The organism is Marinobacter sp. VGCF2001 (genome assembly GCF_049943275.1).
Classification (GTDB): Bacteria; Pseudomonadota; Gammaproteobacteria; order Pseudomonadales; family Oleiphilaceae; genus Marinobacter.
Genome location: NZ_JBNFVX010000001.1, coordinates 533,387 through 557,976 on the forward strand (window position 1 = coordinate 533,387; position 24,590 = coordinate 557,976).

Annotated in this window: 25 protein-coding genes; 10 read left to right on the forward strand and 15 right to left on the reverse strand. The window is 55.9% G+C overall.

The annotated features are described in order from the left end of the window. Positions 1-126 precede the first annotated feature (126 nt). On the forward strand, positions 127-567 hold the full coding sequence (locus tag ACP2AU_RS02480; RefSeq protein ID WP_426374190.1) for a methylglyoxal synthase: 441 nt from the start codon (positions 127-129) through the stop codon (positions 565-567). Positions 568-771: 204 nt separating this feature from the next. Here ACP2AU_RS02480 and ACP2AU_RS02485 read toward each other — a convergent pair whose 3' ends face one another. Continuing rightward, entirely contained in the window at positions 772-1,686 is a 915-nt protein-coding gene (locus ACP2AU_RS02485) for an ROK family protein (RefSeq protein WP_426374191.1), read from the reverse strand. 210 nt (positions 1,687-1,896) lie between these two features. Between ACP2AU_RS02485 and ACP2AU_RS02490 the strand changes: the two genes are divergently transcribed. Together ACP2AU_RS02490 and ACP2AU_RS02495 are read left to right on the forward strand one after the other, a co-directional pair. Continuing rightward, the gene (locus ACP2AU_RS02490; protein ID WP_426374192.1) at positions 1,897-2,529 is read left to right on the forward strand and encodes an HPP family protein; all 633 of its coding nucleotides are present in this window, start codon (positions 1,897-1,899) and stop codon (positions 2,527-2,529) included. A 33-nt stretch (positions 2,530-2,562) separates the two neighbouring features. Further along, positions 2,563-3,057 (forward strand): hypothetical protein, encoded by a 495-nt coding sequence (locus ACP2AU_RS02495; protein WP_426374193.1) that lies wholly within the window; start codon positions 2,563-2,565, stop codon positions 3,055-3,057. 83 nt (positions 3,058-3,140) lie between these two features. Here ACP2AU_RS02495 and ACP2AU_RS02500 read toward each other — a convergent pair whose 3' ends face one another. The 4 genes from ACP2AU_RS02500 to ACP2AU_RS02515 all read right to left on the reverse strand — a co-directional run bounded on the left by ACP2AU_RS02500 (position 3,141) and on the right by ACP2AU_RS02515 (position 6,647). Continuing rightward, positions 3,141-4,145, reverse strand: a complete 1,005-nt coding sequence (locus ACP2AU_RS02500) for a phage regulatory CII family protein (protein ID WP_426374194.1) — start codon at positions 4,143-4,145, stop codon at positions 3,141-3,143. A gap of 45 nt (positions 4,146-4,190) precedes the next feature. Next, on the reverse strand, positions 4,191-5,690 hold the full coding sequence (locus tag ACP2AU_RS02505) for a hypothetical protein (protein ID WP_426374195.1): 1,500 nt from the start codon (positions 5,688-5,690) through the stop codon (positions 4,191-4,193). Between the two features lie 140 nt (positions 5,691-5,830). Then, positions 5,831-6,082, reverse strand: coding sequence for a hypothetical protein (locus tag ACP2AU_RS02510; protein ID WP_426374196.1), 252 nt, complete (start codon positions 6,080-6,082; stop codon positions 5,831-5,833). Between the two features lie 61 nt (positions 6,083-6,143). Continuing rightward, entirely contained in the window at positions 6,144-6,647 is a 504-nt protein-coding gene (locus ACP2AU_RS02515) for a hypothetical protein (protein ID WP_426374197.1), read from the reverse strand. Positions 6,648-7,051: 404 nt separating this feature from the next. Between ACP2AU_RS02515 and ACP2AU_RS02520 the strand changes: the two genes are divergently transcribed. From ACP2AU_RS02520 to ACP2AU_RS02550, 7 genes are all read left to right on the forward strand, one after another. Next, positions 7,052-7,516, forward strand: a complete 465-nt coding sequence (locus ACP2AU_RS02520; RefSeq protein WP_426374198.1) for a PEGA domain-containing protein — start codon at positions 7,052-7,054, stop codon at positions 7,514-7,516. Positions 7,517-8,185: 669 nt separating this feature from the next. Further along, the gene (locus ACP2AU_RS02525; protein WP_426374199.1) at positions 8,186-9,361 is read left to right on the forward strand and encodes a hypothetical protein; all 1,176 of its coding nucleotides are present in this window, start codon (positions 8,186-8,188) and stop codon (positions 9,359-9,361) included. 197 nt (positions 9,362-9,558) lie between these two features. Further along, positions 9,559-10,563 (forward strand): tRNA dihydrouridine(20/20a) synthase DusA, encoded by a 1,005-nt coding sequence (gene dusA / locus ACP2AU_RS02530; RefSeq protein ID WP_426374200.1) that lies wholly within the window; start codon positions 9,559-9,561, stop codon positions 10,561-10,563. A gap of 117 nt (positions 10,564-10,680) precedes the next feature. Continuing rightward, complete coding sequence (gene tal, locus ACP2AU_RS02535; RefSeq protein ID WP_426374201.1) at positions 10,681-11,646, forward strand: transaldolase; 966 nt, start codon at positions 10,681-10,683, stop codon at positions 11,644-11,646. A gap of 26 nt (positions 11,647-11,672) precedes the next feature. Next, positions 11,673-12,122 carry a TerB family tellurite resistance protein gene (locus ACP2AU_RS02540; RefSeq protein ID WP_426374202.1) on the forward strand — a complete coding sequence of 150 codons (450 nt, stop codon included), beginning with the start codon at positions 11,673-11,675 and terminating at the stop codon, positions 12,120-12,122. Positions 12,123-12,136: 14 nt separating this feature from the next. Next, complete coding sequence (locus ACP2AU_RS02545; RefSeq protein WP_426374203.1) at positions 12,137-13,264, forward strand: 3-deoxy-7-phosphoheptulonate synthase; 1,128 nt, start codon at positions 12,137-12,139, stop codon at positions 13,262-13,264. Next, on the forward strand, positions 13,261-14,034 hold the full coding sequence (locus tag ACP2AU_RS02550) for a glycerophosphodiester phosphodiesterase (protein ID WP_426374204.1): 774 nt from the start codon (positions 13,261-13,263) through the stop codon (positions 14,032-14,034). The genes ACP2AU_RS02545 and ACP2AU_RS02550 overlap by 4 nt, the downstream gene beginning before the upstream one ends. Before the next feature lie 30 nt (positions 14,035-14,064). Here the strand turns inward: ACP2AU_RS02550 and sthA are convergent, their stop codons facing one another. The 10 genes from sthA to ACP2AU_RS02600 all read right to left on the reverse strand — a co-directional run bounded on the left by sthA (position 14,065) and on the right by ACP2AU_RS02600 (position 24,528). Further along, a complete protein-coding gene (sthA, locus tag ACP2AU_RS02555; protein ID WP_426374205.1) occupies positions 14,065-15,456 on the reverse strand; it encodes a Si-specific NAD(P)(+) transhydrogenase in 1,392 nt (463 codons plus the stop codon). Positions 15,457-15,526: 70 nt separating this feature from the next. Then, a complete protein-coding gene (gene nqrM, locus ACP2AU_RS02560; RefSeq protein ID WP_426374206.1) occupies positions 15,527-15,769 on the reverse strand; it encodes a (Na+)-NQR maturation NqrM in 243 nt (80 codons plus the stop codon). Positions 15,770-15,780: 11 nt separating this feature from the next. After that, positions 15,781-16,830, reverse strand: a complete 1,050-nt coding sequence (locus ACP2AU_RS02565; protein WP_426374207.1) for an FAD:protein FMN transferase — start codon at positions 16,828-16,830, stop codon at positions 15,781-15,783. A gap of 9 nt (positions 16,831-16,839) precedes the next feature. Then, positions 16,840-18,066 (reverse strand): NADH:ubiquinone reductase (Na(+)-transporting) subunit F, encoded by a 1,227-nt coding sequence (gene nqrF / locus ACP2AU_RS02570; protein ID WP_426374208.1) that lies wholly within the window; start codon positions 18,064-18,066, stop codon positions 16,840-16,842. A gap of 37 nt (positions 18,067-18,103) precedes the next feature. After that, positions 18,104-18,712, reverse strand: coding sequence for an NADH:ubiquinone reductase (Na(+)-transporting) subunit E (nqrE, locus tag ACP2AU_RS02575; RefSeq protein ID WP_426374209.1), 609 nt, complete (start codon positions 18,710-18,712; stop codon positions 18,104-18,106). Further along, positions 18,712-19,377, reverse strand: a complete 666-nt coding sequence (locus tag ACP2AU_RS02580) for an NADH:ubiquinone reductase (Na(+)-transporting) subunit D (protein ID WP_426374210.1) — start codon at positions 19,375-19,377, stop codon at positions 18,712-18,714. Before ACP2AU_RS02580 ends, nqrE begins: the two co-directional genes overlap by 1 nt. Before the next feature lie 2 nt (positions 19,378-19,379). Then, positions 19,380-20,183, reverse strand: coding sequence for a Na(+)-translocating NADH-quinone reductase subunit C (locus ACP2AU_RS02585; protein WP_426374211.1), 804 nt, complete (start codon positions 20,181-20,183; stop codon positions 19,380-19,382). After that, complete coding sequence (locus tag ACP2AU_RS02590) at positions 20,176-21,384, reverse strand: NADH:ubiquinone reductase (Na(+)-transporting) subunit B (RefSeq protein ID WP_426374212.1); 1,209 nt, start codon at positions 21,382-21,384, stop codon at positions 20,176-20,178. Before ACP2AU_RS02590 ends, ACP2AU_RS02585 begins: the two co-directional genes overlap by 8 nt. Positions 21,385-21,388: 4 nt before the next feature. Beyond that, positions 21,389-22,735: a Na(+)-translocating NADH-quinone reductase subunit A gene (locus ACP2AU_RS02595; RefSeq protein WP_426374213.1), complete on the reverse strand. Its 1,347-nt coding sequence runs from the start codon at positions 22,733-22,735 to the stop codon at positions 21,389-21,391. 323 nt (positions 22,736-23,058) lie between these two features. After that, positions 23,059-24,528 carry a glyceraldehyde-3-phosphate dehydrogenase gene (locus ACP2AU_RS02600; RefSeq protein WP_426374214.1) on the reverse strand — a complete coding sequence of 490 codons (1,470 nt, stop codon included), beginning with the start codon at positions 24,526-24,528 and terminating at the stop codon, positions 23,059-23,061. Positions 24,529-24,590: the final 62 nt, after the last annotated feature.

Consider the following 24,590-nt stretch of genomic DNA (forward strand, 5'->3'; position numbering starts at 1 on the left):
GCCCCGTGTTTGGCTATTGACGTAGCCGGTGCCGGTGTGGTGCCGCCATCGTCCTATTTCCCGGGCCAGGCGTTTATGAAACACTCTGCCCCTTTTGACGGAACCTCACAGATTAAAGGACGCAACATGGCCGTAAAATCCGTTGCCTTGGTGGCACACGACAACAAGAAGAAGGAACTGGTGGATTGGGCGAACGAAAACCGCACCCGACTTGCCCCGTTGCGTTTGTACGCCACCGGCACCACTGGCCGGCTACTGAGTGAAAGCCTCGGGCGAACCGATCTCAACGGTTTGCTGAGCGGGCCTTTGGGGGGCGACCAACAGATCGGCGCCAAGATTGCTGAGGGTGAAATCGACCTGCTGGTATTCTTCTGGGACCCTCTCGAACCTCAGCCCCACGACCCGGACATCAAGGCCCTGCTGCGCATAGCCGCCCTCTGGAACATCCCCGTTGCCTGCAACCGGGCCACCGCCGAGTTCGTGCTAACCTCAACCTACATGACCGACGACCAGCACCAGCCACAGAAGCCGGACTTCTCGGAATACACCGGTCGAAAAGTTCAGTAACCGAAAAAACAGCCAGACGTCCAGATCGGAACTAACATATAGGAACACTCTTGAAAGGAGCCGAGGGGAGAGACTATGTTGTGCAGGAGGCTATATACCGTTTTTTCAAATTTCGAAGATCTCCCGAGCTGTTCTCATTGAAAGGATCAATCAGCGACCACTGCCATATAGATCCCGCCAATTTCATCTGCAGGTTGCGATAGCCTATAAAGAATTGGACAACCAAGCCGCCCCTCTAACCCCACTGGAATCTCCATGGAAAGCTTTGGCTACGGGCGTACCACACTCACCACCAAACACGTAGCTGGAAAGCTTTCCCGGCAGTTCCCGATAAATCTGTTCCGCATTACTCATACCACCGCCCAGCACGATGATGTCCGGGTCCAGTACGTTGACCACGGCGGCCAGGCCCCGGGCCAGGTGCTCCTGGTATTGCTGTAGGGTTTCGGTAGCCCGGGGGTCGCCATTTCGCGCGTTTTTAACAATGATGTGGGCGGGCAGTTCCTTTCCGGTGCACAGTTTGTGAGTGAGTGACAGCCCGGTTCCGGAAAGAAAGGTTTCGTTGCAGCCGTACCGACCACAAAAGCAGGGGCGCCGTTGCAGATCGGCTTCCGGTGTCCAGGGTAACGGGTTATGGCCCCATTCGCCGGCTACACCATTCGGGCCGGTAAGCAGTTGGCCGTTCACGCTGATGCCGGCGCCACAGCCAGTGCCCAGTATGGCGGCGAATACCGTGGGGTGGTTGCGCCCTGCTCCGTCTGTAGCTTCCGAAAGCGCCAGGCAGTTGGCGTCGTTGGTCAGGGTTACGGGCCGTTGCAGCCGTTCGCTCAGATGTTGCTGCATGGGCTGGCCGTTCAGCCAGGTGGAGTTGGCGTTTTTAATGCGGCCGGTTTTGCCCGAAACGCTGCCAGGTATGCCTATGCCCACGGGTATCCCGGTGGCGCCAGCCAGGGCTTCAGCCTGTTGTACCAGGGCGTGGATGGCTTGCAGGGTGGCTTGATAGTCGCCAACGCTGGTTGGTACCCGGTGGCGGTAATGCTCCTGGCTTTGCCGGTCCATCAGGATGACTTCGGTTTTGGTGCCACCCAGATCAATGCCTATCAGCCAGTTGCTTCCCATAACGCACTCTTTGCTCAACGGTTTCCCAGAAAATACGGTGTTATTCGCGGAAAGGGAACCCGGCATTTTTATGCACTTTCTTTCTGACAAAAGCGCAGGTTATTCATAAAGCTCTTAACCATTATCGAAATTCCCTGTTTGCCTTGATATCCGTCAGTGCTTAATATCCCGCCCCTTCTAACGCACCAATCCAGGGCATTAACCGAGAATATGGGACGCAGGAACGAGCAACTTCGCTGGCAGTTGGCTAAAGGCCTGCTCCGGGCGCTGCACCTGGAGCGCCTGGCGAGCAAGTACAGCCGCACCACGGTGATGGCGGTGTTCAACCTGGTCAACGGTGGTTTCAGCATTGCTCTGGTGTCGTTTGTGGCGCTGGTTACCCAGGAAGCTTTTATTTTCCCCTCCCTCGGTGCCACGGCTTTTATTCTGTTCTATGTGCCCATGGCGCAACCGGCGTCCCCGAGAAATACACTGTGCGGGCACCTGATCGGTGCGCTGATGGGCTTGCTGGCCTTGTATGTTTTCGCCCTGCAAGAGCAACCATCGGCATTCGCAACCGGCGTTGATTTGCCTCGGGTGGGGGCGGCAGCGCTCTCGCTGGGGCTTACCAGCTGCCTGATGGTTGTATTGCGTGTGGCCCACCCGCCCGCCGGAGCCACGGCCCTGATTGTGTCTCTCGGCCTGATGCCTGATCCAGCGCAATTACCCGTTCTGATGGCCGGGGTGGGGCTGTTATTGGCCCACGCATTTATCATGAACAGGCTAGCTGGAATTCCATACCCGCTCTGGTCTGCCAGCGAGAGCCACGCACCGCTCCGGCAGCAGCCCATAGTCGCTGACTAGGTTTACCCAACTCCAAAACGCAAGGAACGCGTTATGATGTTTATCAGGCTCATCAAGATTGCCTCGGCCACCCTGCTCTTATCTATATCAGCCACTGCCGCCGGCGGTTGGCTAAACCCTCACTTCGATATCTACCCTCAATGCACACCGCCCGTCTCGCTCACTCATCACGGGCTTCTGGAATTGACCCAGGGCGGAAAATTGTTCTTAGCAATTGCCACCGCCAAAAGCGACGGCATGGATTCCATTCTTGCCCGTCGCCATGGATTCCAGGGGTTCATCTTTGACCAGGATATTATGAATCACGGGTACCCTCTTCCCGCGGGGCCCATTCGTTTCACCGGAACAATGGTGCGCAGAGACGCCAGCATTCCGGAAAGAGTGCTGGGAGGATCCCGGGGAGACAGCTTCTACTATGTGGTGGCCCTGAAATCCGGAGAGTATTTGCTTCATCCAGGATCTTTTGATCATTCAGACCTGCCGGTTTGCGACGCACTGCTAAAAGAATGGGACGGGGAACAACGATAAACTGCTTCGGCAGAGTATCGGTGCCGGTGGTAGACAGTTCATCCATCAATAGGGAAGGCTTTGACCAGTGAGCAATCCAGGGCTCAGGCCCCGGCTTTTCCCGCGGGCTCTGACATGATTCCAGCACTCATCACAAGCCTGACCTGAGCCTGATGCTCATCAACCAGCTCCTGGAAAATGCTTTTAAGCTCGTCGCTCGTGATCCACTCATCCTTTAACGCGTCACTGATTTTGCCCGTGGTCCCGGCTTGACGGGATTCCAACTCGGCATACGTGCGGATAAGGCTTTGCTCCTCGGAATGCCAGGCTAGTGTCGGCAGTGGGCTGATGCCGTAGCCAAGACTGGTAGCAAAGCAGTGGGCCAGCTCGCGGCTGCCGTCCAGAAACAGGACCTTCATAAAATTGGGAAGGGAAAGCTGTAACCCTTGATTGGGTTTCAGGGCCGCTCGGATGACCTGATCGGAAATGGTGCCGGTGGGATCTCCCCGCTCCGCCAGGCCTTCAACCTCCTCAGCGACACGTGCTTCGAGCGCCTGAAAACGAATCTGCCAGGGGTTACGAATGGCTTCGGCGGCTTCGCTGGCATGAATCAGGTAAGTGCCTTCCAGCATGAACAGCAGGTAAAGGCTTTCGCAGAAGTCCTCGTACATTTCCCGTAACACCGCCTCCCGCGCTGCGATCGTCGAGAAAGGGCGTTCCTCCTCGAGAATCTCACGCAAAAGAGACTGAGTCTGGGCAAGCTCGCGGTTGCGGCCGGCGAACACACCGAAAAGCGCGTTCTGGCTGACGGGCACCTCCCTTGGAACCGGTGCCACCAGCAGGTTCATTTGTCGGCAAAGGGCATGAACAACGCTGCGGTTATCCACCAGATCCAGCAGGTGCCAGAACTCGTCAAAGCGCAACTGGTGGGTTTCTGTCGTAGGGGTCAATGCATTCTGGAAGGCGCGCTCCGAATCCCGCACCGGTCGGCCGGAGATTTTCAGTTCGCGAAAAAGTCCTGCCGCCTTGCCGGCATGGTCGCGACAGGCAGTGTGTAACTGCCTGGCGACTTGCAGGCTCCAGTCCTCAAGAGTGGGCCATGTAAGCATTATTGTGGTTCTTTGCTGCTTGTGTGGGTTAATCCGGCATGGCTCTTACTCAGAGCTTACCCGGTAGCTTGTGTAGGGTTCGTTCAGCCGGTGCTGCAGCGGTATCGTATCCAGTTGCGCCTTAGCTTCATCATCAAGCACGCTGCTGGTGATGATGTTACCGAAAATTTCCATCAGGGCTAATTGGATACGGTCCTGAATCTGAATATCGGAATTACTGGTCGTCATTTTCACCAGGTGCTTCTGGAACGGCTCGGGCGGCACCCAGGCATCCGGGATGTCTGGCATTACCAAATGGCCTGTTGCACTGGCGGTAAACACACCCTGCTGGATGGCCTTGGCTCCGGCAGGTGCCTGACTGCCGGGCTCATACACGCGAATGCCGCCAGCGATCACGACGTCCGCACCATCACCGGTAAACGTGTAGCTGATGCTGTCGCCAGACATCGCCACGTTACCCAACGCATCCATATCCCTGTCTGGCAGGGTAATGGCAGTCACATCGTTAGAGAACCTCTGCCGGGTGATCACGCGCCGAGTCATGTCCAGGTTATTGATATTTCGTGTCAGGATCAGCTCCGGCTCATCCGAGCTGATGGTTCGAACCTCTCGCGCGGCCCCATTACCGGGCGTGAAGATCTCCAGCATATGCTGCAGATCCGTGCCCGGGTAATAGAGATCAACACTCAGGGATTCAAACGCTGAGTTTGGCGTATTCAGTGCCAGGGGAATCACCACAGGCTCCTGCACTGGATTGATGTTGACCTGGGTATTGTCGGTAACGGCTTGACTATTGATCAACTGATACTTGTCCAGGCGAGACACGAAACGACCCGCGGGCGAATTGTAGCCCAGCGCCAGTATGCCGAAGGGCTGATCCAGCCGGTTCAGAGTCTGAACAATAGGCCCTGAAAACTCCTGGTCAATGTTTACGCTGGTGCCGCCAGCAAGGACAGGAGCAATGGACACATGGCTGAAGTCCGCGGCATTGGTAACTGTGACATCGAAGGTTGACCCCGATACGGCATCGTAGTCCTCATCACTGCATTCACCCGTGATGCCGGCATACGCTTCGATAAACAGATCGTGGCCCGGCACCAACAGGGCGACTTCGGCAGAAAGCACCGAGACTGATTCGTCGGTTTCATTGGCGAGGGTCACGAAGTCCGTCGACTCCAGCCCGGAGATATCCACACGCCCGCTCTCGCTGACCGCCAATGCAGCCTTGAAATTGCCGTTGCGGTCATGGGCGCTGATGTTTGCATCAACCGCAGCGCAAGCGTGCCATTGGCCGTCGATTTCTCTGGAGGTAAAGATATCAATGGCGCGGGCCGGAGCGGTGTCGGCAACCGGCTCACCGGGATCTGCCGGCTCTTCCGACGGGCTGTTATCTGTTGAGTTGCTCTCGCCCTGCTCCGCCTGCTGACCGGACGGCGCACCATCGGCGGATCCATTTTCGCTGGACGATGAGTCACAGCCTTGAACCACCGCCATGCCGGAAATAATGGCTGCCAGTATGAGTTTTTTATGAATTAGATCAGTCATCTCGATTCCCTGCGCTGATTGCGTTTTACGGCTTGCGGGTTTATCAAGCCATCCACGCCATCAGTATCAGAGCCGACCAGCCGGAAGTGTACGAGAGATTCTCTAAATCCTCACATTGACGCTTGTAACGGGTAGCCTCATCAACGCTCTTTGTCTGCTCTCACGGTTTTGTCGATCAGTTTTGCCATCTTGATGGCCGCAGATACCGACTCTTTAATCTCATCATTTCCGACAGGCCCCGAGACCTGCCCGCTAGCGGTTATCCTGGCGGCCAGAATGCGTGTTGCCGCATCCAGCAGAGACCGCTCACTCTCCTGCAAAGAAACACCCACCCGGTTATCAATGGGCTCCTCTCCGAAATATAAACCTTCCTGATGCTCGTCGAATTGCATTTTCAATAACCTCGCGCCCATTGATTGTTAAAAAATCGCCGCGCAGTGGAACAGCGCCCCGCTATGAGTCCCGACTGGCCAAAAGCGAAAACATCTGTTCTATGTATCTGCGTTCAGCCGCCACTATCCGATCTGCGAATGCGTCATCGACCCGATCGCCAACACTGGCCGGGCAGGCAGCGGCAATTTCCAGGCAGGCCTGGAAAAGCTGATCTTTGAGGTAAAGCGAATCATTCTCTGCCATGCGAACACTCGCCTTTTCCTTCACCAGTTCGGCTGCAACGTCAAAAAATGGTGAGAGCGTGGCAGGCTCCGGTTTCTGCGCGATAAACAGACTGTCAAAAAGTTCAATATCCTCTCGCGGAACGACTTGCATCCCACCCGCGAGCTCGGAGAGTGCGCGGCAGTGGTTTTCGATAATGACATGAAGTTTTGCTCGCTCGGGAATCTGGTTCTTACCGTCGGCCCACATGACCTGAACGATAGGCAGAACCGGCGCAAGATAGATAAACGAGCTTGGGAGATCATGCTGTGACAGCAATGCGGTAAAGCGGGATTGAGGCATTCTTGTTTCCCTTTTTGAGACTGGCCAATCCTATCCGTCTTGAATTAACGAGGATTAACACTAGAGCAGATCTTCTCTGTTTCAAAGCTCACTGCGGCGTTTTTTTTCAAAAAACTACAATTTGCATAAACAATCTATTTTTCCATGGACCATCCACACAGGATCTATCCTGTGGGGCTCGTCGTCATGCCCTGAGCAAGGCCATTAGCTCCATGACACAAGATCTATCAAAGGCCACTTACTGGCGGAGAACAACGTGACGTTTTGCCAAATCTCCCGTGGCGATCACGCTCGTAATACCAGAGTTTTGCTAGGCTGCCAGAGCATCATGCAGGGGCAAGCACCGACTTGTTGTCAGGCTGAAATTTTAAAATCAACTCGTTGGCAGATGAAAAGGACACGCTGTGAAACCAAATGAAAGGCTCTTTGTTGTCGGCTGGCTATTGGTAGCATGTACCGTCGCCGGTTACTCCGTGCTGTATTACCCCCTTGGGCAGTCAGCTCTTCATGGACTGGCCGAAGCTTCCGCCCAAAAACAAGAGGCCCTGACTCCCTTTCCCGCCAGTTACAAGGGTGACGTGCTCAAGGTTGAGTATGAAGAACGGGGCTATGAAGATCCTTTCGCTGGTGTGAATCCGTTCGAGTGCCCCAAATGCACCATAATCTTATGGGTTGATGCGACCGCCCGTGAGCCAAAGATACAGGTCATGAATATCGTCGAGCCCTATCGGCGCGGTATGCGGTTGCCTTTTGGCAAATACCGGGTCCGGGTCAGTAAACCGGGGTACCAGACGGTGGAAGAGTGGGTAGAACTGACACCCTACGACAAACACTATGAGCGCCGCTTCATTAGAATGCCGGAGGGCTGATCAATGACCAATTCAGTGTCCCGAGACATCTGCAACCTGATAGATGGTGAGGCCGCCCGCTGGCTTGAAACTGTCGAGAACTGGCACTGTGTGACCGACTCTGTCAGCCATGAAACGGCCCCCCTGCTCCTGAGGATGCAGCTTGGCTGTGAGACGAAAACAACAACCAGCAGCAAGCCGGGTACGTTCGGTGGCTGTCCGGACAGGGCGACTGCCAAGGAACGCGCGGATAAGTTTGCCAGAGCATCAGTGGCGGGCGAACTGTCCGACCAACGGAAGCGGCTCATTGAGATGATTCGTTCCAACCCTTTGGATGTTGGTATGGAGCCGCTGGGGGAGCATACATCAAGCTGGGTGGAGAACTGCGGCCCGTGCAGTGGCAAGGGGCATGTCGACTGCGGAGGTTGCCGGGGCTCCGGAAAGGAAAACTGCAGTAGTTGTCACGGAGCCGGGGCAAACCGTTGTGTCGCTTGCCATGGCGAAGGATACAACCTGCAATGGGATCCCCACGATCAGGTACAAAGGCGCAAGAGATGTTTGGGCTGCGGAGGCAAAGGGTCCAACCACTGTCATTCTTGCTCGGGTAGCGGCAATAGAACTTGTGGCGGCTGTGGTGGATCCGGCCGGGAGATGTGCGCCACCTGCATCGGCCGGGGCAGGATCACTCATATGATAACTGTGACCGCTTATTCCAGCGTGAAACGGGTATTCACTCTGCTCTCCGAGGATCTCTCAGGATGGGTGAAGAACTACGTGCTGGGCGGCGACAAGACCCGCGCAGGGCAGCTGGCACCCCCGGCCAAAGCGGCCCGCTGGAATTTATCAGAATTGAGTTTCTCCGGGCAGACCGGCTATCCAATCAAGGCCGAGATGCCCGGTGAGCTGAATGCTGTGACTGCCCTGATCCGGCCGGACGAACGGTTTGCGAGCGAACCGGTAGAAACCCATTTCGTAGGGGACAAATTGCAGGCGGTGGAACTGGACGGAGTTCTGGATTCCACCCTCAATAAGTTGCTGGCAGATGATCCCGGCCCGGGAGTCACGGATTCAATGCGAACCAAACGTTGGCTTAATACCGGCATTGGCGAGAAATTACTTGGGATGAACTCGCCTGACGAATATTCCGAGCAGGTCATCGGCAAGCTTCAGCTCTTTACGCAGAGCGCCGTCAATCACCTGGACGAGCGTATCCGCAGCCTGAAAGACCACGTATCGCGAGAGCGATCCACTTTGGGCATCGGGCGTATGGTGCGGGGCACGCTCATAGGAATGCTGGTTTTCTACCTGTTGTTTGTGGCGCTGGATACATATGCACCGGGCCATATGCCCTGGAACAAGCTGGGCTTTGATGCAGCGGTGCGATTTATGCCTTTCCTGTACCAGGCGTTGGGTGATGGCGACAGCGTTGTCGGTGGATTGGCAATCACGACGCTGGGGGTCGCCATAGTAGTAATCGGCCTCTGGACGTGGCTGTTCGCCCAGCCGCGCCGGCGAAAGTTTCGCCACTTTGCCTTCCGGGTAATATTGATGACCCTGCTGGTGCCGCCATTTCTGGTGGGTAACGAGCGGGTACTGAAGTACCACGATACCTACGGCCTGTTGCCGCAGAGCCAGGAATCCGCGAAATACTATGCAAGCGCCTGGGGTGTGCCGGAGATGGCCGAGTATGATCCCGAGGCCGAGGCGAAGGCCGCTGCCATCGGCGTGCTGTGGGCCTTGCCGGATATTTTTGTGATGGCCAGTCTGCTCGCGTTGCTGCGTGAACGCCGCCGGAAAGACAAGCAAAGTAAATCCCGCGTAGAATTGCTTGAAAATGAGATATTGCTTAAACAATTGGGCTACTGATGCCAGAGGCCGCGCCGGGGTCCACACTCCTTCGCCAAAGCCTTACGGCCAAGGGTGCCGTTGCCGCGGTATAATCGGCCACTCATGAATCCCATGCGTGGAAGAAACGCGGCGTATCAATGCTGTAAGTTAATGAAAATAGGCACGAAATGGTAGAAAACAGTAACCAGAGAAAAGCAGGACATTCGCCAGAGAGCATGGCCAGCGCGCGTCAGGAACCCTCACGGCGGTTCAGCATTGCACCCATGATGGACTGGACGACCCCGCATTTTCGCTACCTTGCCCGCATCCTCAGTAAACGCGCCTTGCTGTATACGGAAATGGTGACAACGGGCGCCCTGATTCATGGCGATACCGGGCGGTTTCTACGCCATGATGCCTCGGAATATCCCCTGGCCCTTCAGCTCGGCGGCAGTGATGCCAGCGAGTTGGCGCATTGTGCGCGCCTGGCGCAGCAGTTCGGGTTCAGCGAAGTTAACCTGAATGTGGGCTGCCCCAGTGACCGGGTACAAAACAACATGATCGGAGCCTGCCTGATGGGGCACCCCCACAAGGTGGCAGAGGGCGTGGCGGCCATGATCGAAGCCACCGATTTGCCGGTTACCGTGAAACACCGTATTGGCATCAACGGCCGCGAATCCTGGGATGAGCTCTGTGAATTTATCGAAACTGTTGCGGCGGCCGGCTGCAAGACCTTTATTGTGCACGCGCGCATTGCGGTGCTCGAAGGCCTGAGCCCGAAAGAAAACCGTGATATTCCGCCACTGAAATACGACTGGGTGTACCGCCTGAAGGCAGCTTATCCGCATCTCGAAATCATCATCAACGGTGGTATTAAAACCTTCGAGCAATGCCATGAACATTTGGCCCACACCGATGGCGTGATGCTCGGGCGGGAGGCCTACCATAATCCCTGGCTGCTGGCTCGCGTGGACTCCGAACTCTTCGGTGAGCAGCCTGCCATTACCAGCCGGCATGAAGCTCTGCGCGCCATGTTCCCCTTTATCCAGCAGGAGCTGGACCGGGGCGTATACCTTACGCACATTACCCGTCATATCATGGGCCTGTTCCTTGGCCAGCCGGGAGGCCGCCAGTTCCGTCGCCATCTAAGCGAAAACGCCAACAAGCCCGGTTCCGGGCTGGAAGTGGTTGAACAGGCGCTGGCTAAAGTCAGAGAACCAGAACCTGCTCTGGAAAGCTGATCAGCCCCTTACTTATTGTCGTCTTGTCCCAGCTCTGCGCTGCCGTTATTGTAGTTAGTAAACAGGCACTCTGGACGGGTGCTCCAATAACACCGAAACATCGGGACGACAGGACGAATGAACAACAAGCTTGAACAACTCAAGACCATGACCACGGTTGTAGCGGATACTGGTGATATAGACGCAATTCGCCAGTGGCGCCCGGAAGACGCCACCACGAATCCGTCTCTCTTACTCAAGGCTGCAGCGTCTGACGCATACCGTCCGATGCTGGAAAAGGCCGTCGGGTTTGCGGTTAAACAGGGCGGCTCGGACGCCGAGCAATTGACGCTGGCCACCGATATGCTGGCGGTACTGGCGGGTAAGGAAATTCTCGAACTGATTCCCGGCGTCGTCTCCACCGAGGTCGATGCACGGCTCTCCTTCGACACCTCCGCAACGCTTGAGCGGGCGCGCCGGCTGGTTGACTTGTACGATCGCCAGGGCGCGGATACAAGCCGTGTCCTGATCAAGATTGCCTCAACCTGGGAGGGCATTCAGGCTGCTGAACAGCTGGAGAAAGAAGGTATCCGCTGCAACCTGACGTTACTGTTCTCCTTCGTGCAGGCCGTAGCCTGCGCCCAGGCGGGCGCCCATCTGATCTCGCCTTTCGTTGGCCGAATTCTCGATTGGCACCTGGCCAGCTCCGGCCGCGACTTTTATCCGCCGGCAGAAGATCCCGGGGTGCTCTCGGTAAAACGCATCTACAATTACTACAAGAGCAACGGTTTCAACACAGTGGTGATGGGAGCCAGCTTCCGCAACACTGGCGAAATCGAAATGCTGGCAGGCTGCGACCGTCTGACCATCAGCCCTGCCCTGCTTCAGGAATTGCAAGACGATCAGGGCTCCCTGGCCCGTAAACTCAGCCCGCAGGCGGCCTCCTCATCAGACCGGCCTGGCCAGATCCATGAAAAGCAATTCCGCTGGGAGTCTAACGAGGATGCCATGGCCACCGAAAAACTGGCCGATGGCATTCGTCGCTTTGCGGCTGACCAGATACAACTGGAGGAGCGGGTTCGCCGGCTGTCGCAGGCGGCCTGACATTCTATAGAGTGAAGTAGCTGATTATGATCGAACGCCTCAAACAACTGTTTTCTGTTTCCGCTGACGAACCGGTAACGCCGGATAATCATCAACTGGCCGTGGCGGCTACCGCGCTGATGGTGCAATTATCGCGAGTGGATAATCAGGAAGATGAACGAGAGCTCAAGACCATTGTCGATTGCGCGGTTAAAGCCCATCAGGTGACCCGGGAAGAAGCCGAGGAAATCCTGAGTGATGCGCTTGCCCACGCTGAGGACGCGACCTCGTTGTACCAGTTTACCGGGCAGATTAACGATCATCTGGATCAGCAACAGAAGCAGTCGTTGCTTGAGAGCATCTGGCGGGTCGCTTTTGCCGACGGCCGCATCGACAAATACGAAGAACATCTTATTCGCCGCATGGCAGACCTGCTGCATCTTAACCATCGCGAATTCATGCAGGCGCGGCACCGGGCGGAAGAGTCCGCCCACTGATTCAAGGAGATTCCATGCTAGCCATTCTTCACGCCAACACCGGGCTGGACAGCGACGCTTATCGCCAGACCATGGATTACCTGGAGCACCTTCCGGGCGTCAGTATTCGGGTACACGAAATTCAGGGTGCCAGCCAACGACTAACCGAGATCTACCTTCTGGGTGATACGAAATCGCTGGATAAGGAAGAAATTGAAGCCCTCCCCGCCGTAGAGCGCGCGATCCGCATCTCGGAGGACTATCGTATTCTCGGCCGCCACAAGGACGACAGGCGTCAGAGCGGTTTTACCTACAATGGTGTTGAGTTCAGCCAGGATAACCTGAACATTTTTGCTGGCCTGTGCGCCGTCGATGTTCCCGAGCACGTGGAAATGATGATGCAGGCGCTGGAGAGCCACGGCGAAGTCTGCACGCGCATGGGCGCCTACAAGCCACGAACCAACCCCTACTCGTTTCAGGGCCATGGCAAGGGCTGCCTGCCCTGGGTATTCGAGAAAGCCGGCAAACATGGCATCAAGGTGGTGGCCATGGAGATCACCCACGAAAACCACATCGAAGAAATCGACACCTGTCTGGAGAAACTGGGTCGGCCAACCGGCGTGATGTTGCAGATAGGCACCCGGAATACCCAGAATTTTGAATTGCTTAAAGCCATCGGTCGACAGAGCACGTACCCGGTCCTGCTGAAACGCGGTTTTGGCATTACCCTGAATGAATCCCTGAACGCCGCCGAGTATCTGGCCAGCGAGGGCAACGCCAATGTCATTTTCTGTTTGCGCGGCATGAAAACCGAAGCCGGGCAGCCTCACCGAAATATGGTGGATTTCGCCCACGTACCGGCCGTCAAGCGGCTGACCCGAATGCCCGTCTGTGTAGACCCCTCTCACTCTGTCGGCAGTCGGGAGCAATCACCCGATGGCATCCTTGATGTCATGCACGCCACCGCGCAAGGGGTGATAGCCGGCGCCAATATGGTACTGGTCGACTTCCACCCGAAACCGGAAAAAGCGCTCGTGGACGGCCCTCAAGCCCTTCTGATGAATGAATTGCCGGCTTACCTGGAGGACATTCGCCTGTGCCATGAAACCTGGAAAAAGCGCCAAGCCATTTATCAACGCCTCAGGGACACTTCTGCACAATGATTGTATATGGCCACCGCGGAGCCAAGGGAGAGGCCCCTGAAAATACCCTGCCGGGCTTCATACACGCTCATCGTCATGGTATTCGGCATTTCGAACTGGACCTGGTGCTGTCAAAAGACGGCATTCCCGTACTGGTGCATGATCTGTCTGTCGACAGGACCACCGGCCAGAAAGGCAGTGTTGGCCATTATACGGCAGCGGAACTGGCCGAGATGGACGCACGCCGTAACACCAGTGCCTGGTCCCGGAAAACGGGCATTCCGACGCTGGAGAACCTGCTGGATCAGTTCGATGACCTCGAACATCTTCAGTTAGAGGTGAAAAAAGATTCCCGCGCCCGACTGAATATCCTGTGTAACCGCCTGACCGAGATCATCCAGCGCCGGGATCTGTTCCAGACCGCAACCATCACGTCAGCCGACCCATGGTTTCTCCGGCAGATCCGGCGGAGGAACAAAAACATCCGGATTGGCCTGGTGGCCGAGCGAAAGTTTCCAAAACCGCTGAATCTGGCAACCCGCCTTGGGTGCGAATACTTCTGCGTTAACTGGAAAATACTGACCAAGGGTATGCTCGAAACCGCGCATCGGAGAAATATGCACGTTTCCACGTGGACCGTGAATCGCATTCACGACATGCTCGTGCTGGAAGAGATGGGCGTCGACAGCATCATTACCGACTATCCGACAAGTACGCGGATGTTCTTCGATAACCGGGCCAAGGCCTTGTTGAACCTGCCTATCCGGGAGGGGACGACGGAGCCGGCCTGAAGAAGGCCCGGCTCCGGAGCGTTGAACCGGTCAGAAGATCCGGTTCAGGCCGTTCAGGGCTGCCACACGGTAGGCTTCTGCCATCGTGGGGTAGTTGAACGTGGTATTGATGAAATAGTTCAGGGAATTCGCTTCACCTTCCTGGTTCATAATGGCCTGGCCGATGTGAACGATTTCGGCGGCCTGGTCACCAAAACAGTGAATGCCGAGAATTTGCCGGGTCTCCCGGTGGAACAGGATTTTCAGCATACCCACCGCTTCCCCGGTAATCTGTGCCCGGGCCAGATCCTTGAAGAAGGCCTGACCAACATCGTAAGGCACCTTGGCCTCAGTCAGCTCACGTTCCGTTTTACCGACCGAGCTGATCTCGGGAATCGTATAAATACCGGTAGGAACATCGTCCACAAACCGGAAATATTCGTCCTGATTGATATCGGACGACGCTGCCCGGCCCTGGTCGTAAGCCGCGCTGGCAAGGCTTGGCCAGCCGATGACATCACCCGCGGCATAGATATGCTCAACCTCGGTGCGGTAGTGGTCGTCCACTGCAAGCTGACCCCGGCCGTTCGGCGTCAGGTCAATGTTCTCCAGCCCCAGGTTCTCTGTGTTGCCGCTCCGGCCGTTACACCACAGGAAGGCATCCGCCCGGATTTTCTTGCCGGATTGCAGGGACAGCACAACCCCGTGATCATCGCCTTTAACAGACTCATACTGCTCGTTGTGACGCACCAGTACGCCATTGTTACGGAGGTGGTAGCTCAACGCGTCGGAGATTTCGTCGTCAAGGAATGACAACAGCCGGCTCCCCGGGTTGATCAGGTCCACTTTCACGCCCAGACCGGCAAAAATGGAGGCGTATTCCGAGCCGATAACACCGGCACCATAAATGATCAGCGTACGCGGCGTGTGGGACAGGTTAAGAATCGAATCAGAATTGTAAATCCGGTGATGACGGAAATCGACATCGGGCGGCAAATACGGGCGTGAGCCCGTGGCGATGATCGCCTGTTTGAAATGAATCGTTTCTACCGATTTGTGGCCCCGGATTTCCAATCGATGCGAATCGACAAACGCAGCACGCCCGTTAATCAGGTCCACCCGGTTTCGAGAGTAGAACTGGGTACGCAGCTTCACCTGCTTGCCAATCACCTTCTGGGCGTTCTGCAATACCCGCGGAAACGAGAACCAACGGGGTTCGCCGATGTCCCGGAACATCTGGTTGGTGTTGAAGGTTATGATCTGCTTGACCGAGTGACGCAGCGCTTTCGACGGAATGGTACCCCAGTGAGTACAGTTACCGCCGACGGTGGACTTGTCTTCGATGATGGCGACTCGCTTATTGTGCTTCGCCGCGTTCATCGCGGCCCCTTCACCCGAGGGACCGGCGCCAATAACCACTACGTCGTAATGATGCTCTGCCATGCGCGCACTGACTCCTTATCTACGTCTTTGAAGCGTAGCTATCGTTATTAATGTGTTGGGCCGGGAGCGGTTACTTATCGGCTTGAGTGGCATCGTAGGCCAGGTCTTCCGCTTTCACTGGCTCATCTGAGCCACTCCGGCTATCTTCGCACTTCTGGGTATTGCCACCGCAGATGTCACAGGACGTACTGATGCCCAGAGCACCCATGCCCCCGCAGCTCCCGCTGATCGGCTTTCGACCGAAAATAACACCAACCGACATACCGGCAATCAACAACACCACAATGGATAAAACTAAAAGAAAGGTACCCATAACTGCCCCCTTTACTGGACAAGGTAAGACGAGAATGCCGGTGACTGATGAGTCTCAAAACCGCTGTCTCGCCTTACGATAAAAAACGCGGGAATGTTTTCCCGTGTAGCCAGGCTCATCGCCCTCTCGAACCCCATGACATTGAACCCTGTTGCCAGCGCGTCTGCGGTCATGCAGTCCTCTGAAATAACGGTAACCGAGGCCAGCCTGTGGCCAATCGGACTTCCTGTCTCAGGGTCTATTGTATGGGAGTATCGCTGCCCATTCGATTCGTAATAGTTACGATAATCCCCGGAGGTGGCCATCGCCTGCGCATCCAGGGCCACCACGCTGTTGACTTCCCGGCCCTGCTCTGTTGGCTGTTCGATGGCCAGCCGCCAGGCACTGCCATCCGGTTTACGACCGGCAGTTCGCACTTCCCCACCGACTTCAACCAGGTACGCGCCAACGCCTTCGCTATCCAGATACCGGGCGACCGCATCAACGCCGTAGCCTTTGGCAATCCCTGATAGATCAATGTACTGGGGCTTCTCGCTGCGCATAGCTCGCGCCGTCGGATCAAACTCCAGGTGCTCCCAACCGGTGCCATCCAGAACCGAACGAAGCTCCTGTTCAGAAGGCACTTGTTCCGGCCGGGCCTGCGGCCCGAATCCCCAGAGGTTGACCACCGGGCCGATGGTGACATCAAACGCCCCGCCGGTCAGCTCGGCAATCTCGACAGACCGATGGATGACCTCGAATAACCCGGGGGAAAGCGCGGTCCAGGCGGACTGGTCTCCCTGCTGGTTCAACTGCGACAGCTCCGAGTCCGGCTTCCAGGTCGACATAGCGTGGTCAACCTGCTCCAGCGTGTTCTCGATACCCTGGGCCAGAGTTTGAAGGCGTTGCTCGTCTTCTGGCAATACGACGTTAATGTGATAGGTCGTCCCGAAAATCCCTCCCGAGATTTCCCAGACTTTTTTCTCTTCCTGAAACGAACAACCCGCCAGGGTGGCTACAGCCAGCGCCATAAAGACGCTGACCAAAGCTACCCTGGCGGGTCGGACCATGCGGGATGTCATGCGGTTTACTTAACCTCCGAAGTCATCCAGCATGATGTTTTCGTCTTCAACACCAAGATCTTTAAGCATCTTGATGACCGACGCGTTCATGATTGGGGGTCCACACATATAGAACTCACAATCTTCAGGCGCCGGGTGATCCTTCAGGTATTTTTCATACAACACGTTGTGGATAAACCCGGTCGGGCCTTCCCAGTCGTCGTTCGGCTGCGGATCCGAGAGCGCCACGTGCCACTCGAAGTTATCGTTTTCGGCAGCCAGACCGTCGAAATCTTCCACGTAGAACATTTCGCGCACGCTACGCGCACCGTACCAGAAGCTGATCTTGCGCTTGGAGTTCAGGCGCTTGAGCTGATCGAAAATGTGTGAGCGCATGGGGGCCATACCGGCACCACCCCCGATGAACACCATTTCTGCCTCGGTATCCTTCGCGAAAAACTCACCAAACGGTCCCATCACCGTGACTTTGTCACCCGGCTTCAGGTCGAATACATAAGTCGACATGATACCAGGCGGGTGATCGGTACCCGGAGGCGGTGTCGCGATACGAATATTGAACTTGAGCAGACCTTTCTCTTCCGGATAGTTCGCCATGGAGTAGGCACGAATAGTCTCTTCTTTGTTCACGCCCTTGTAGCGCCAGATATCGTGCTTGTCCCAGTCTTCGTGGAACTCTTCCTCGATATTGAAATCCTTGAACGGAATTTCGTAAGGAGGACACTCCAGCTGCACGTAACCGCCGGCACGGAAGTCAACTTCCTCACCTTCCGGCAGCTTCAGTACCAGCTCCTTGATGAAGGTGGCAACGTTATGGTTGGAAATAACCTCACATTCCCACTTCTTCACGCCGAAGAACTCTTCGGGCACTTCAATCTTCATGTCCTGCTTCACGGGAACCTGACAGGACAGGCGCCAACCTTCCTTTTCTTCCCGGTTGGTGAAGTGGGTCTTTTCTGTCGGCAGCATCGCACCGCCGCCATCGAAGACCTTGCACTTACACTGTGCGCAGGTACCGCCGCCGCCACAGGCGGAGGACAGATAAATACCACTGTTAGCCAGGGTGCCAAGCAGCTTGCCACCCGCAGCTGTTTTGAGCGTGTGCTCGGGGTCGTCGTTGATCTCAATAGTCACGTCACCGGTGCTTACCAGTTTGGAGCGGGCTGCAAGGATAATCGCAACCAGCGCCAGAACGATAACGGTGAACATGACCACGCCGAGAATAATTTCTGTATTCATGGTCTCGCCTTTTCGTTAAACCGAATCACCGGGTGAATTACAGAGAAATGCCGGAGAAGGACATGAAGCCCAGTGACATCAACCCGACCGTAATGAAGGTGATGCCCAGGCCACGAAGACCTTCCGGAACGTCGCTGTACTTGAGTTTCTCACGGATACCTGCCAGAGCGATGATAGCCAGGGCCCAGCCCACGCCAGCGCCAAAGCCATACACCACGCTTTCCCCGAACGTGTAATCCCGCTCAACCATGAACAGGGATGCACCGAGGATGGCGCAGTTAACCGTGATCAACGGCAAAAACACACCCAGCGCCGCGTACAGTGCAGGAATATACTTGTCCAGCACCATTTCCATGATTTGTACGATCGCCGCAATAACACCGATGTATGTCAGCAAGCCGAGGAAGCTGAGATCAACGTTGGCCAGGCCCGCCCATTCCAGTGCGCCTTCGCGCAGAATGGTGTTATAGAGCAGGTTGTTGACCGGCACGGTTACCGTCAGCACAACAACAACCGCAATGCCCAGGCCCGTCGCCGCTTCAATCTTCTTGGAGATTGCCAGGAAGGTACACATCCCCAGGAAGAACGCCAGAGCCATGTTCTCAACAAAAATGGCCTTTACCAGAAGACTAATATAGTGCTCCATCAGAAGGCCTCCTTGACTTTATGGCGAGACATTTTGTAATCCGCCTCTTCCACTTGCTCCGGCTTCCACACACGCAGGCCCCAGATTGCCAGGCCGATAATGAAGAAGGCGCTCGGGGGAAGCAGCAACAGTCCGTTCGGTACGTACCAGCCACCTTCGTTAACCACCGGCAACAGGCTGAAACCGAACAGGGAACCAGCACCCAGAAGCTCACGGAAGAAAGCAACGAACAGCAGGATCACGGAGTAGCCGAGGCCGTTGCCGATACCGTCAAGAAAACTCATAAACGGCGGGTTGTTCATGGCGAAACCTTCCGCGCGGCCCATGACGATACAGTTGGTGATGATCAGACCAACGAATACCGACAGCTGCTTGGAGATTTCATAGGCGTATGCCTTGAGGATCTGGTCCACCACGATAACCAGAGACGCAATGATGGTCATCTGCACGATGATCCGGATGCTGCCCGGGATCTGGGTCCGTACCAGCGACACCGCCAGGTTAGAGAATGCAGTAACCGCGATAACCGCCAGACACATGACGATACTCACGCTCATGCTGGTGGTTACCGCCAGCGCTGAACAGATACCGAGTATCTGCAGGGCAATGGGGTTATTGCTGAAGATCGGTTCGAAGAGAACCTGTTTGGCTGTCGAGCCTGCCATGGTCAGACCTCCCCTTCACGAAGTTTGTTCAGGAACGGGGCGAAACCGCGATCACCCATCCAGTAATTGACGAGCTGCTGAACTCCACGACTGGTCAGCGTAGCGCCAGACAGGGCATCAACTTTGTGCTCTTTGTCTTTCGCGTCGGAGCCGACACCGCCCTTCACCAGCTGGATCTTGGGTTCCGTGGGCTTGTCTGCGTAGACTTCCTTGCCGGTCCACTGCTGTTTCCAGCGTGGGTTGTCTACTTCACCACCCAGCCCCGGGGTCTCCGCATGGGAATAAAACCCCAGACCCTCAATCGTGTTGAGGTCACCTTCCAGTGAGATGAAACCGTACAGGGTAGACCACAGGCCGTAGCCGTGAATCGGCAGCACAACGCGAACCAGTTCGCCGTTGTCGCTCAAGGTATACACCTTGGCAACGTTCGGGCGGCGCTTGATGCCGGCTTTGTCTTCCGAAGACGGAATATTGGTCGACATGGCCGGATCAGAAGCAGCCTTGTACATATCGTACTTCATGGGATCCTGAACGCCTACGGCGGAGGGTTCCACGAAATCACCGGTATCGAGATCAACCAGCCGAACGTCAAAACGCTCGAATGTGTTCTCAATGTCCTCGGCTGTGGCACCGGCATTCAACATACCGGCGGCCGAGAGAATATTGGTTTTGATGTCCAGATTCTGATTCTGGATCTGCGCGGGACGAAGCATGACAGCAGCGGTAGAGACCACAACTGAAAACGCAATACTCAGAACCAGCGCAACCATCAGCGTTCTGGAGACGGTATCCTTGGGTTTAGCCACGAGCAAGCCTCCGTTTGATGTTGGCCTGAACCACATAGTGGTCCATCAACGGCGCAAACAGGTTAGCGAACAGAATCGCCAGCATAATGCCTTCCGGGAACGCCGGGTTCACAACGCGAATCAGCACGGTCATCACACCAACCAGAATGCCGAAGCACCAGCGACCGGTGTTGGTCATTGCTGCAGACACCGGATCGGTTGCCATGAACATCATGCCAAAGGCAAAACCGCCCATGACAAGGTGCCAGTGCGCCGGAATCGCGAACATTGGGTTGGTTTCAGAACCCACAATGTTCAGCAGCAGCGACATACCGATCATGCCTATCAGCACACCGCCAACAATGCGATAGGAAGCAATTTTCATGGTCAGCAGAATCAGACCACCGATCAACACCGCGATCGTTGAAGTTTCACCCATAGACCCCTGGATGGTGCCCACAAACGCATTCATCCAGCCAATCTGGGTTTCCAGGGCCTCTAGCCCGCCGGAGGCCGCCCAGCTCAGAGCGGTCGCACCGCTGAACCCGTCGACAGCCGTCCACACGGTATCGCCGGAAATCTGTGCCGGATAGGCAAAGTACAGGAAGGCACGACCGGTCAGGGCCGGGTTGAGGAAGTTCTTGCCAGTACCGCCAAACACTTCTTTACCGATAACCACACCGAAGGTGATACCCAAAGCCACCTGCCACAACGGAATCGTAGGCGGGCAGATCAGTGCAAACAGTACGGAGGTCACGAAGAAACCTTCGTTCACTTCGTGCTTGCGCACGGTGGCAAACAGCACTTCCCAGAAACCGCCAACGATGAACGTCACCGCGTAGATGGGCACAAAGTACGCCATGCCATAAACGAAGTTGTCCCACCAGCCAGCGCCTGCACCGGTCACGGCCAGCGCCGAAATAAAGGCTTCGCGCAGACCGCCATCAGCGATCATCGCGTCCGGATTGGACGCCAGATAACTGTTGGCCTGAAAACCGATATTCCACATACCGAAGAACATGGCCGGGAAGGTACACAGCCACACTGTGATCATAATGCGCTTGAGGTCAACGCCATCGCGCACATGGGATGTGGTGGACGTAACACTCGAAGGTGCGTAGAAAATGGTATCAACCGCCTCATACAGAGCATACCAGCGCTCGTACTTGCCGCCTTTCTCAAAATGATGCTCGATACCGTCGAGAAACTGTCGGATTGCCATCGTATTAGCCCTCGATCTCGATTCGGGTCAGATTCTCACGAAGAATCGGACCGTATTCATATTTGCCGGGGCACACGAAGGTGCACAGCGCCAGATCTTCTTCATCCAGCTCCAGGGCACCCAGTTTTTGTGCCATTTCAGTGTCTCCGACAATCAGCGAACGCAGCAGCTGCGTGGGAAGAATGTCGAGCGGCATAATCTGCTCGTAGGCACCGACCGGTACCATGGCGCGTTCACTGCCGTTGGTGGTGGTGGTGAAATTGAACAGCTTGCCCGGGGAGAACTTGGACAGATAAATATTCAGCACGGAGAATTTGTTCGGGCCCGGAGACAGCCACCCCATAAACTCGCGCTTGCTGTGCTCTTCGAGCACTGTCACCTGGTTGGCAAACCGGCCGAGGTAGGCACACGGACCGTCGCCACGACGACCGCCAAAGACGGAGCCGGAAATAGCGCGCACTTCGCTATCGGTCGCCACTTCACCCTCAAGCAGTTCAGGCAGGCTGGCGCCCAGACGGGTACGCACCAGGCGAGGCTTTACAGCCTTGGGACCGCCGATCGCCACAATCCGCTCAACCGGTACCTCACCAGTCTCGAACAGCCTGGCAATATCGATGACGTCCTGATAGTTCACAGACCAGACTATTTTGCTGGCCGATACCGGATCCAGATGATGGATGTGCGTCCCTACGTTACCCGCCGGGTGAACGCCATCAAACTGATGCACTTCAATGTTCTCGCCCTTGGGAACAGCCACATCGGAGCCGGGCTTGCCGGTCACGAATACTTTGCCGTTAGTCAGGCGCGAGAGGATCGTCAGCCCCTTCTCGAACGCCTTGCTGTTCTCCTTGATGATCACAGTCGGATCCGCAGCCAGCGGATTGGTGTCCATCACAGAGACGAAAATGGAATTCGGAGCGGAATCGATTTCCGGGACCTTGCTGTAAGGACGAGTGCGCAGAGCAGTCCAAAGGCCGGATTCAACCAGATTGTCGACTACCTGTTGGCGCTCCAGACCGGCCAGGTCTGAATCGCTGTAGCGGGCATAGGTTTCCGCCTCATCGCCATCGATCTCGATAACGATAGACTGGAAAACACGACGCTCACCGCGATTGATCTCTTTCACCACGCCTGCGGCGGGCGAGGTATAACGAACGCCTTCGGTCTTCTTATCCGTGAACAGCAGCGTACCGCGCTTGACACGGTCTCCCTCTTTCACAGCCATCGTCGGCTTCATGCCGTTGTAGTCAAAACCGATCAACGCCACGTGGCGAACCGGCTTGCCGTCAGTAATGGTCTGTTCAGGAGCGCCGCTGATGGGAAGATCCAGGCCTTTTTTGATCTTGATCATTAGCCTCATCCAATCATCAGAAACTATTCTGTGGATTTGTAACGCCCGGCCCCTGCGGCCCTGGTTTCCTGTCCGGATTGCGCCGAACGGCTGCACCTTGAGGTTCAAATGCCCCGGCACTTGCGGCCGATGAACATTTGACGCAGGAAAAGATGAGAAACGGGGTGCCAGACATACCCAAAATCGCGCCAATTATAGAGATTAAGGAAACCCATTTCCACCGCTAACGGGAATGGTTTTGTACCCCAAAGTAACACAAAACCCCGGCAGCTCACGCCACCGGGGTTTTGCAGTGATCAGGCGCCGGAAGCCGGCCTACGACTTTAGTCGCGGGCCCGCTTCGGAAAGATCGGGTAAGTGACGCCGGCCATCTGATTGACACAGCGGACAACCTGGGCACTGTAACCGAACTCATTGTCGTACCAAACATAGAGAATCAAGCGCTTGCCATTGGCAATAGTCGCCTGGGCGTCGACAACGCCTGCGTGACGGGAACCCACGAAGTCAGTGGAAACCACCTCCGGAGAGTTCACGAAGTCGATCTGCTTCTGCAGCTCTGAGTGCAACGCCATATCACGCAGGTACTCATTGACCTTCTCGGCATCGACATCGCTTTTCAGGTTGAGGTTCAGAATCGCCATGGACACGTTGGGAGTCGGCACCCGGATGGCATTGCCGCTCAACTTGCCCTTCAACTCCGGCAGCGCTTTGGCAACCGCTTTGGCGGCACCAGTTTCGGTAATAACCATGTTCAGTGCCGCACTGCGGCCACGACGACTGCCCTTGTGGTAGTTGTCGATCAGGTTCTGGTCGTTAGTATAGGAGTGGACCGTTTCAACATGGCCGTCTTCAATACCGTATTCGTCATGAATTGCCTTCAGAACCGGCGTGATGGCATTGGTGGTACAGGACGCTGCAGAGAGAATCCGGTCCTCGTCAGTAATCCAGTCGTTGTTGATGCCATAGACGATATTCTTGATATCGCCCTTGCCCGGTGCTGTCAGAATCACGCGACTTACACCCTTGGATTTCAGGTGCAGTCCCAGGCCGGCCTCGTCACGCCACTTACCGGTATTATCCACCACGATGGCGTTATTGATACCGTATTCGGTGTAATCCACCTTGTCCGGGCCGTCGGAATAGATAACCTTGATAAAGTTACCGTTGGCGATCAAAGCCGAGTTCTCGGTATCGACGGTGATGGTGCCGTCAAACGGACCGTGAACGGAGTCGCGGCGCAGAAGACTGGCGCGCTTTTCCAGATCGTTCTCGGCGCCGCCCTGACGAACCACAATCGCTCGCAGGCGGAGGTTGTTTCCGCCACCTGCCTTCTCAACCAGAATACGCGCAAGCAGGCGACCGATCCGGCCAAAGCCATACAGGACAACATCCTTGGTTTCTTCCTGAGCGTCCCGAGCCGCTTCTTCGGCGTACTTGCCCACGACCGTACCAACTTCCTGCTTCAGGAATTCGGCCAGGTCGCCCCCCTCATCCTTGAACTTGACCGCCAGCTTGCCAATGTCGATGTGAGCGCGCCCGAGCTCCAGCTTGTCCAGCGCTTCGAGAATCGGCAGGGTGTCGTGAACAGACAGCTCACTGTCCTCAACCTGGCGCACAAAACGGTGAGCGCGAATGATGTCGATCACGGACTGGTTAATGATCGCACGGCCGTATACGGACGTAACAACGTTGTTCTTGCGGTACAGACGGCCGATCAGGGGGATCATCGCCTCGGCGGTTGACTCCCGGTCAGTCCAGTTGGACAGGTGCTGGTTGATCTGTTCGTGACTCACAGTAGGAACCTCGTATAGCACTGGAAATAATGTGGGCGCACATTATCCAACTTATAAAGCGT

Excerpts from the sequence above, each read along its gene's own strand:
- ACP2AU_RS02480 (WP_426374190.1), top strand. The coding sequence starts at position 127 with ATGGCCGTAAAATCCGTTGCCTTGGTGGCACACGACAACAAGAAGAAG.
- ACP2AU_RS02495 (WP_426374193.1), top strand. The coding sequence starts at position 2,563 with ATGATGTTTATCAGGCTCATCAAGATTGCCTCGGCCACCCTGCTCTTA.
- ACP2AU_RS02595 (WP_426374213.1), bottom strand. The coding sequence starts at position 22,735 with ATGATCAAGATCAAAAAAGGCCTGGATCTTCCCATCAGCGGCGCTCCT.
- nqrF (WP_426374208.1), bottom strand. The coding sequence starts at position 18,066 with ATGAATACAGAAATTATTCTCGGCGTGGTCATGTTCACCGTTATCGTT.
- ACP2AU_RS02580 (WP_426374210.1), bottom strand. The coding sequence starts at position 19,377 with ATGGCAGGCTCGACAGCCAAACAGGTTCTCTTCGAACCGATCTTCAGC.
- ACP2AU_RS02515 (WP_426374197.1), bottom strand. The coding sequence starts at position 6,647 with ATGCCTCAATCCCGCTTTACCGCATTGCTGTCACAGCATGATCTCCCA.
- ACP2AU_RS02485 (WP_426374191.1), bottom strand. The coding sequence starts at position 1,686 with ATGGGAAGCAACTGGCTGATAGGCATTGATCTGGGTGGCACCAAAACC.
- ACP2AU_RS02525 (WP_426374199.1), top strand. The coding sequence starts at position 8,186 with ATGATAACTGTGACCGCTTATTCCAGCGTGAAACGGGTATTCACTCTG.
- ACP2AU_RS02540 (WP_426374202.1), top strand. The coding sequence starts at position 11,673 with ATGATCGAACGCCTCAAACAACTGTTTTCTGTTTCCGCTGACGAACCG.
- sthA (WP_426374205.1), bottom strand. The coding sequence starts at position 15,456 with ATGGCAGAGCATCATTACGACGTAGTGGTTATTGGCGCCGGTCCCTCG.
- nqrM (WP_426374206.1), bottom strand. The coding sequence starts at position 15,769 with ATGGGTACCTTTCTTTTAGTTTTATCCATTGTGGTGTTGTTGATTGCC.
- dusA (WP_426374200.1), top strand. The coding sequence starts at position 9,559 with ATGGCCAGCGCGCGTCAGGAACCCTCACGGCGGTTCAGCATTGCACCC.
- ACP2AU_RS02490 (WP_426374192.1), top strand. The coding sequence starts at position 1,897 with ATGGGACGCAGGAACGAGCAACTTCGCTGGCAGTTGGCTAAAGGCCTG.
- ACP2AU_RS02545 (WP_426374203.1), top strand. The coding sequence starts at position 12,137 with ATGCTAGCCATTCTTCACGCCAACACCGGGCTGGACAGCGACGCTTAT.
- ACP2AU_RS02500 (WP_426374194.1), bottom strand. The coding sequence starts at position 4,145 with ATGCTTACATGGCCCACTCTTGAGGACTGGAGCCTGCAAGTCGCCAGG.
- ACP2AU_RS02590 (WP_426374212.1), bottom strand. The coding sequence starts at position 21,384 with ATGGCAATCCGACAGTTTCTCGACGGTATCGAGCATCATTTTGAGAAA.
- ACP2AU_RS02550 (WP_426374204.1), top strand. The coding sequence starts at position 13,261 with ATGATTGTATATGGCCACCGCGGAGCCAAGGGAGAGGCCCCTGAAAAT.
- tal (WP_426374201.1), top strand. The coding sequence starts at position 10,681 with ATGAACAACAAGCTTGAACAACTCAAGACCATGACCACGGTTGTAGCG.
- nqrE (WP_426374209.1), bottom strand. The coding sequence starts at position 18,712 with ATGGAGCACTATATTAGTCTTCTGGTAAAGGCCATTTTTGTTGAGAAC.
- ACP2AU_RS02505 (WP_426374195.1), bottom strand. The coding sequence starts at position 5,690 with ATGACTGATCTAATTCATAAAAAACTCATACTGGCAGCCATTATTTCC.
- ACP2AU_RS02565 (WP_426374207.1), bottom strand. The coding sequence starts at position 16,830 with ATGACATCCCGCATGGTCCGACCCGCCAGGGTAGCTTTGGTCAGCGTC.
- ACP2AU_RS02510 (WP_426374196.1), bottom strand. The coding sequence starts at position 6,082 with ATGCAATTCGACGAGCATCAGGAAGGTTTATATTTCGGAGAGGAGCCC.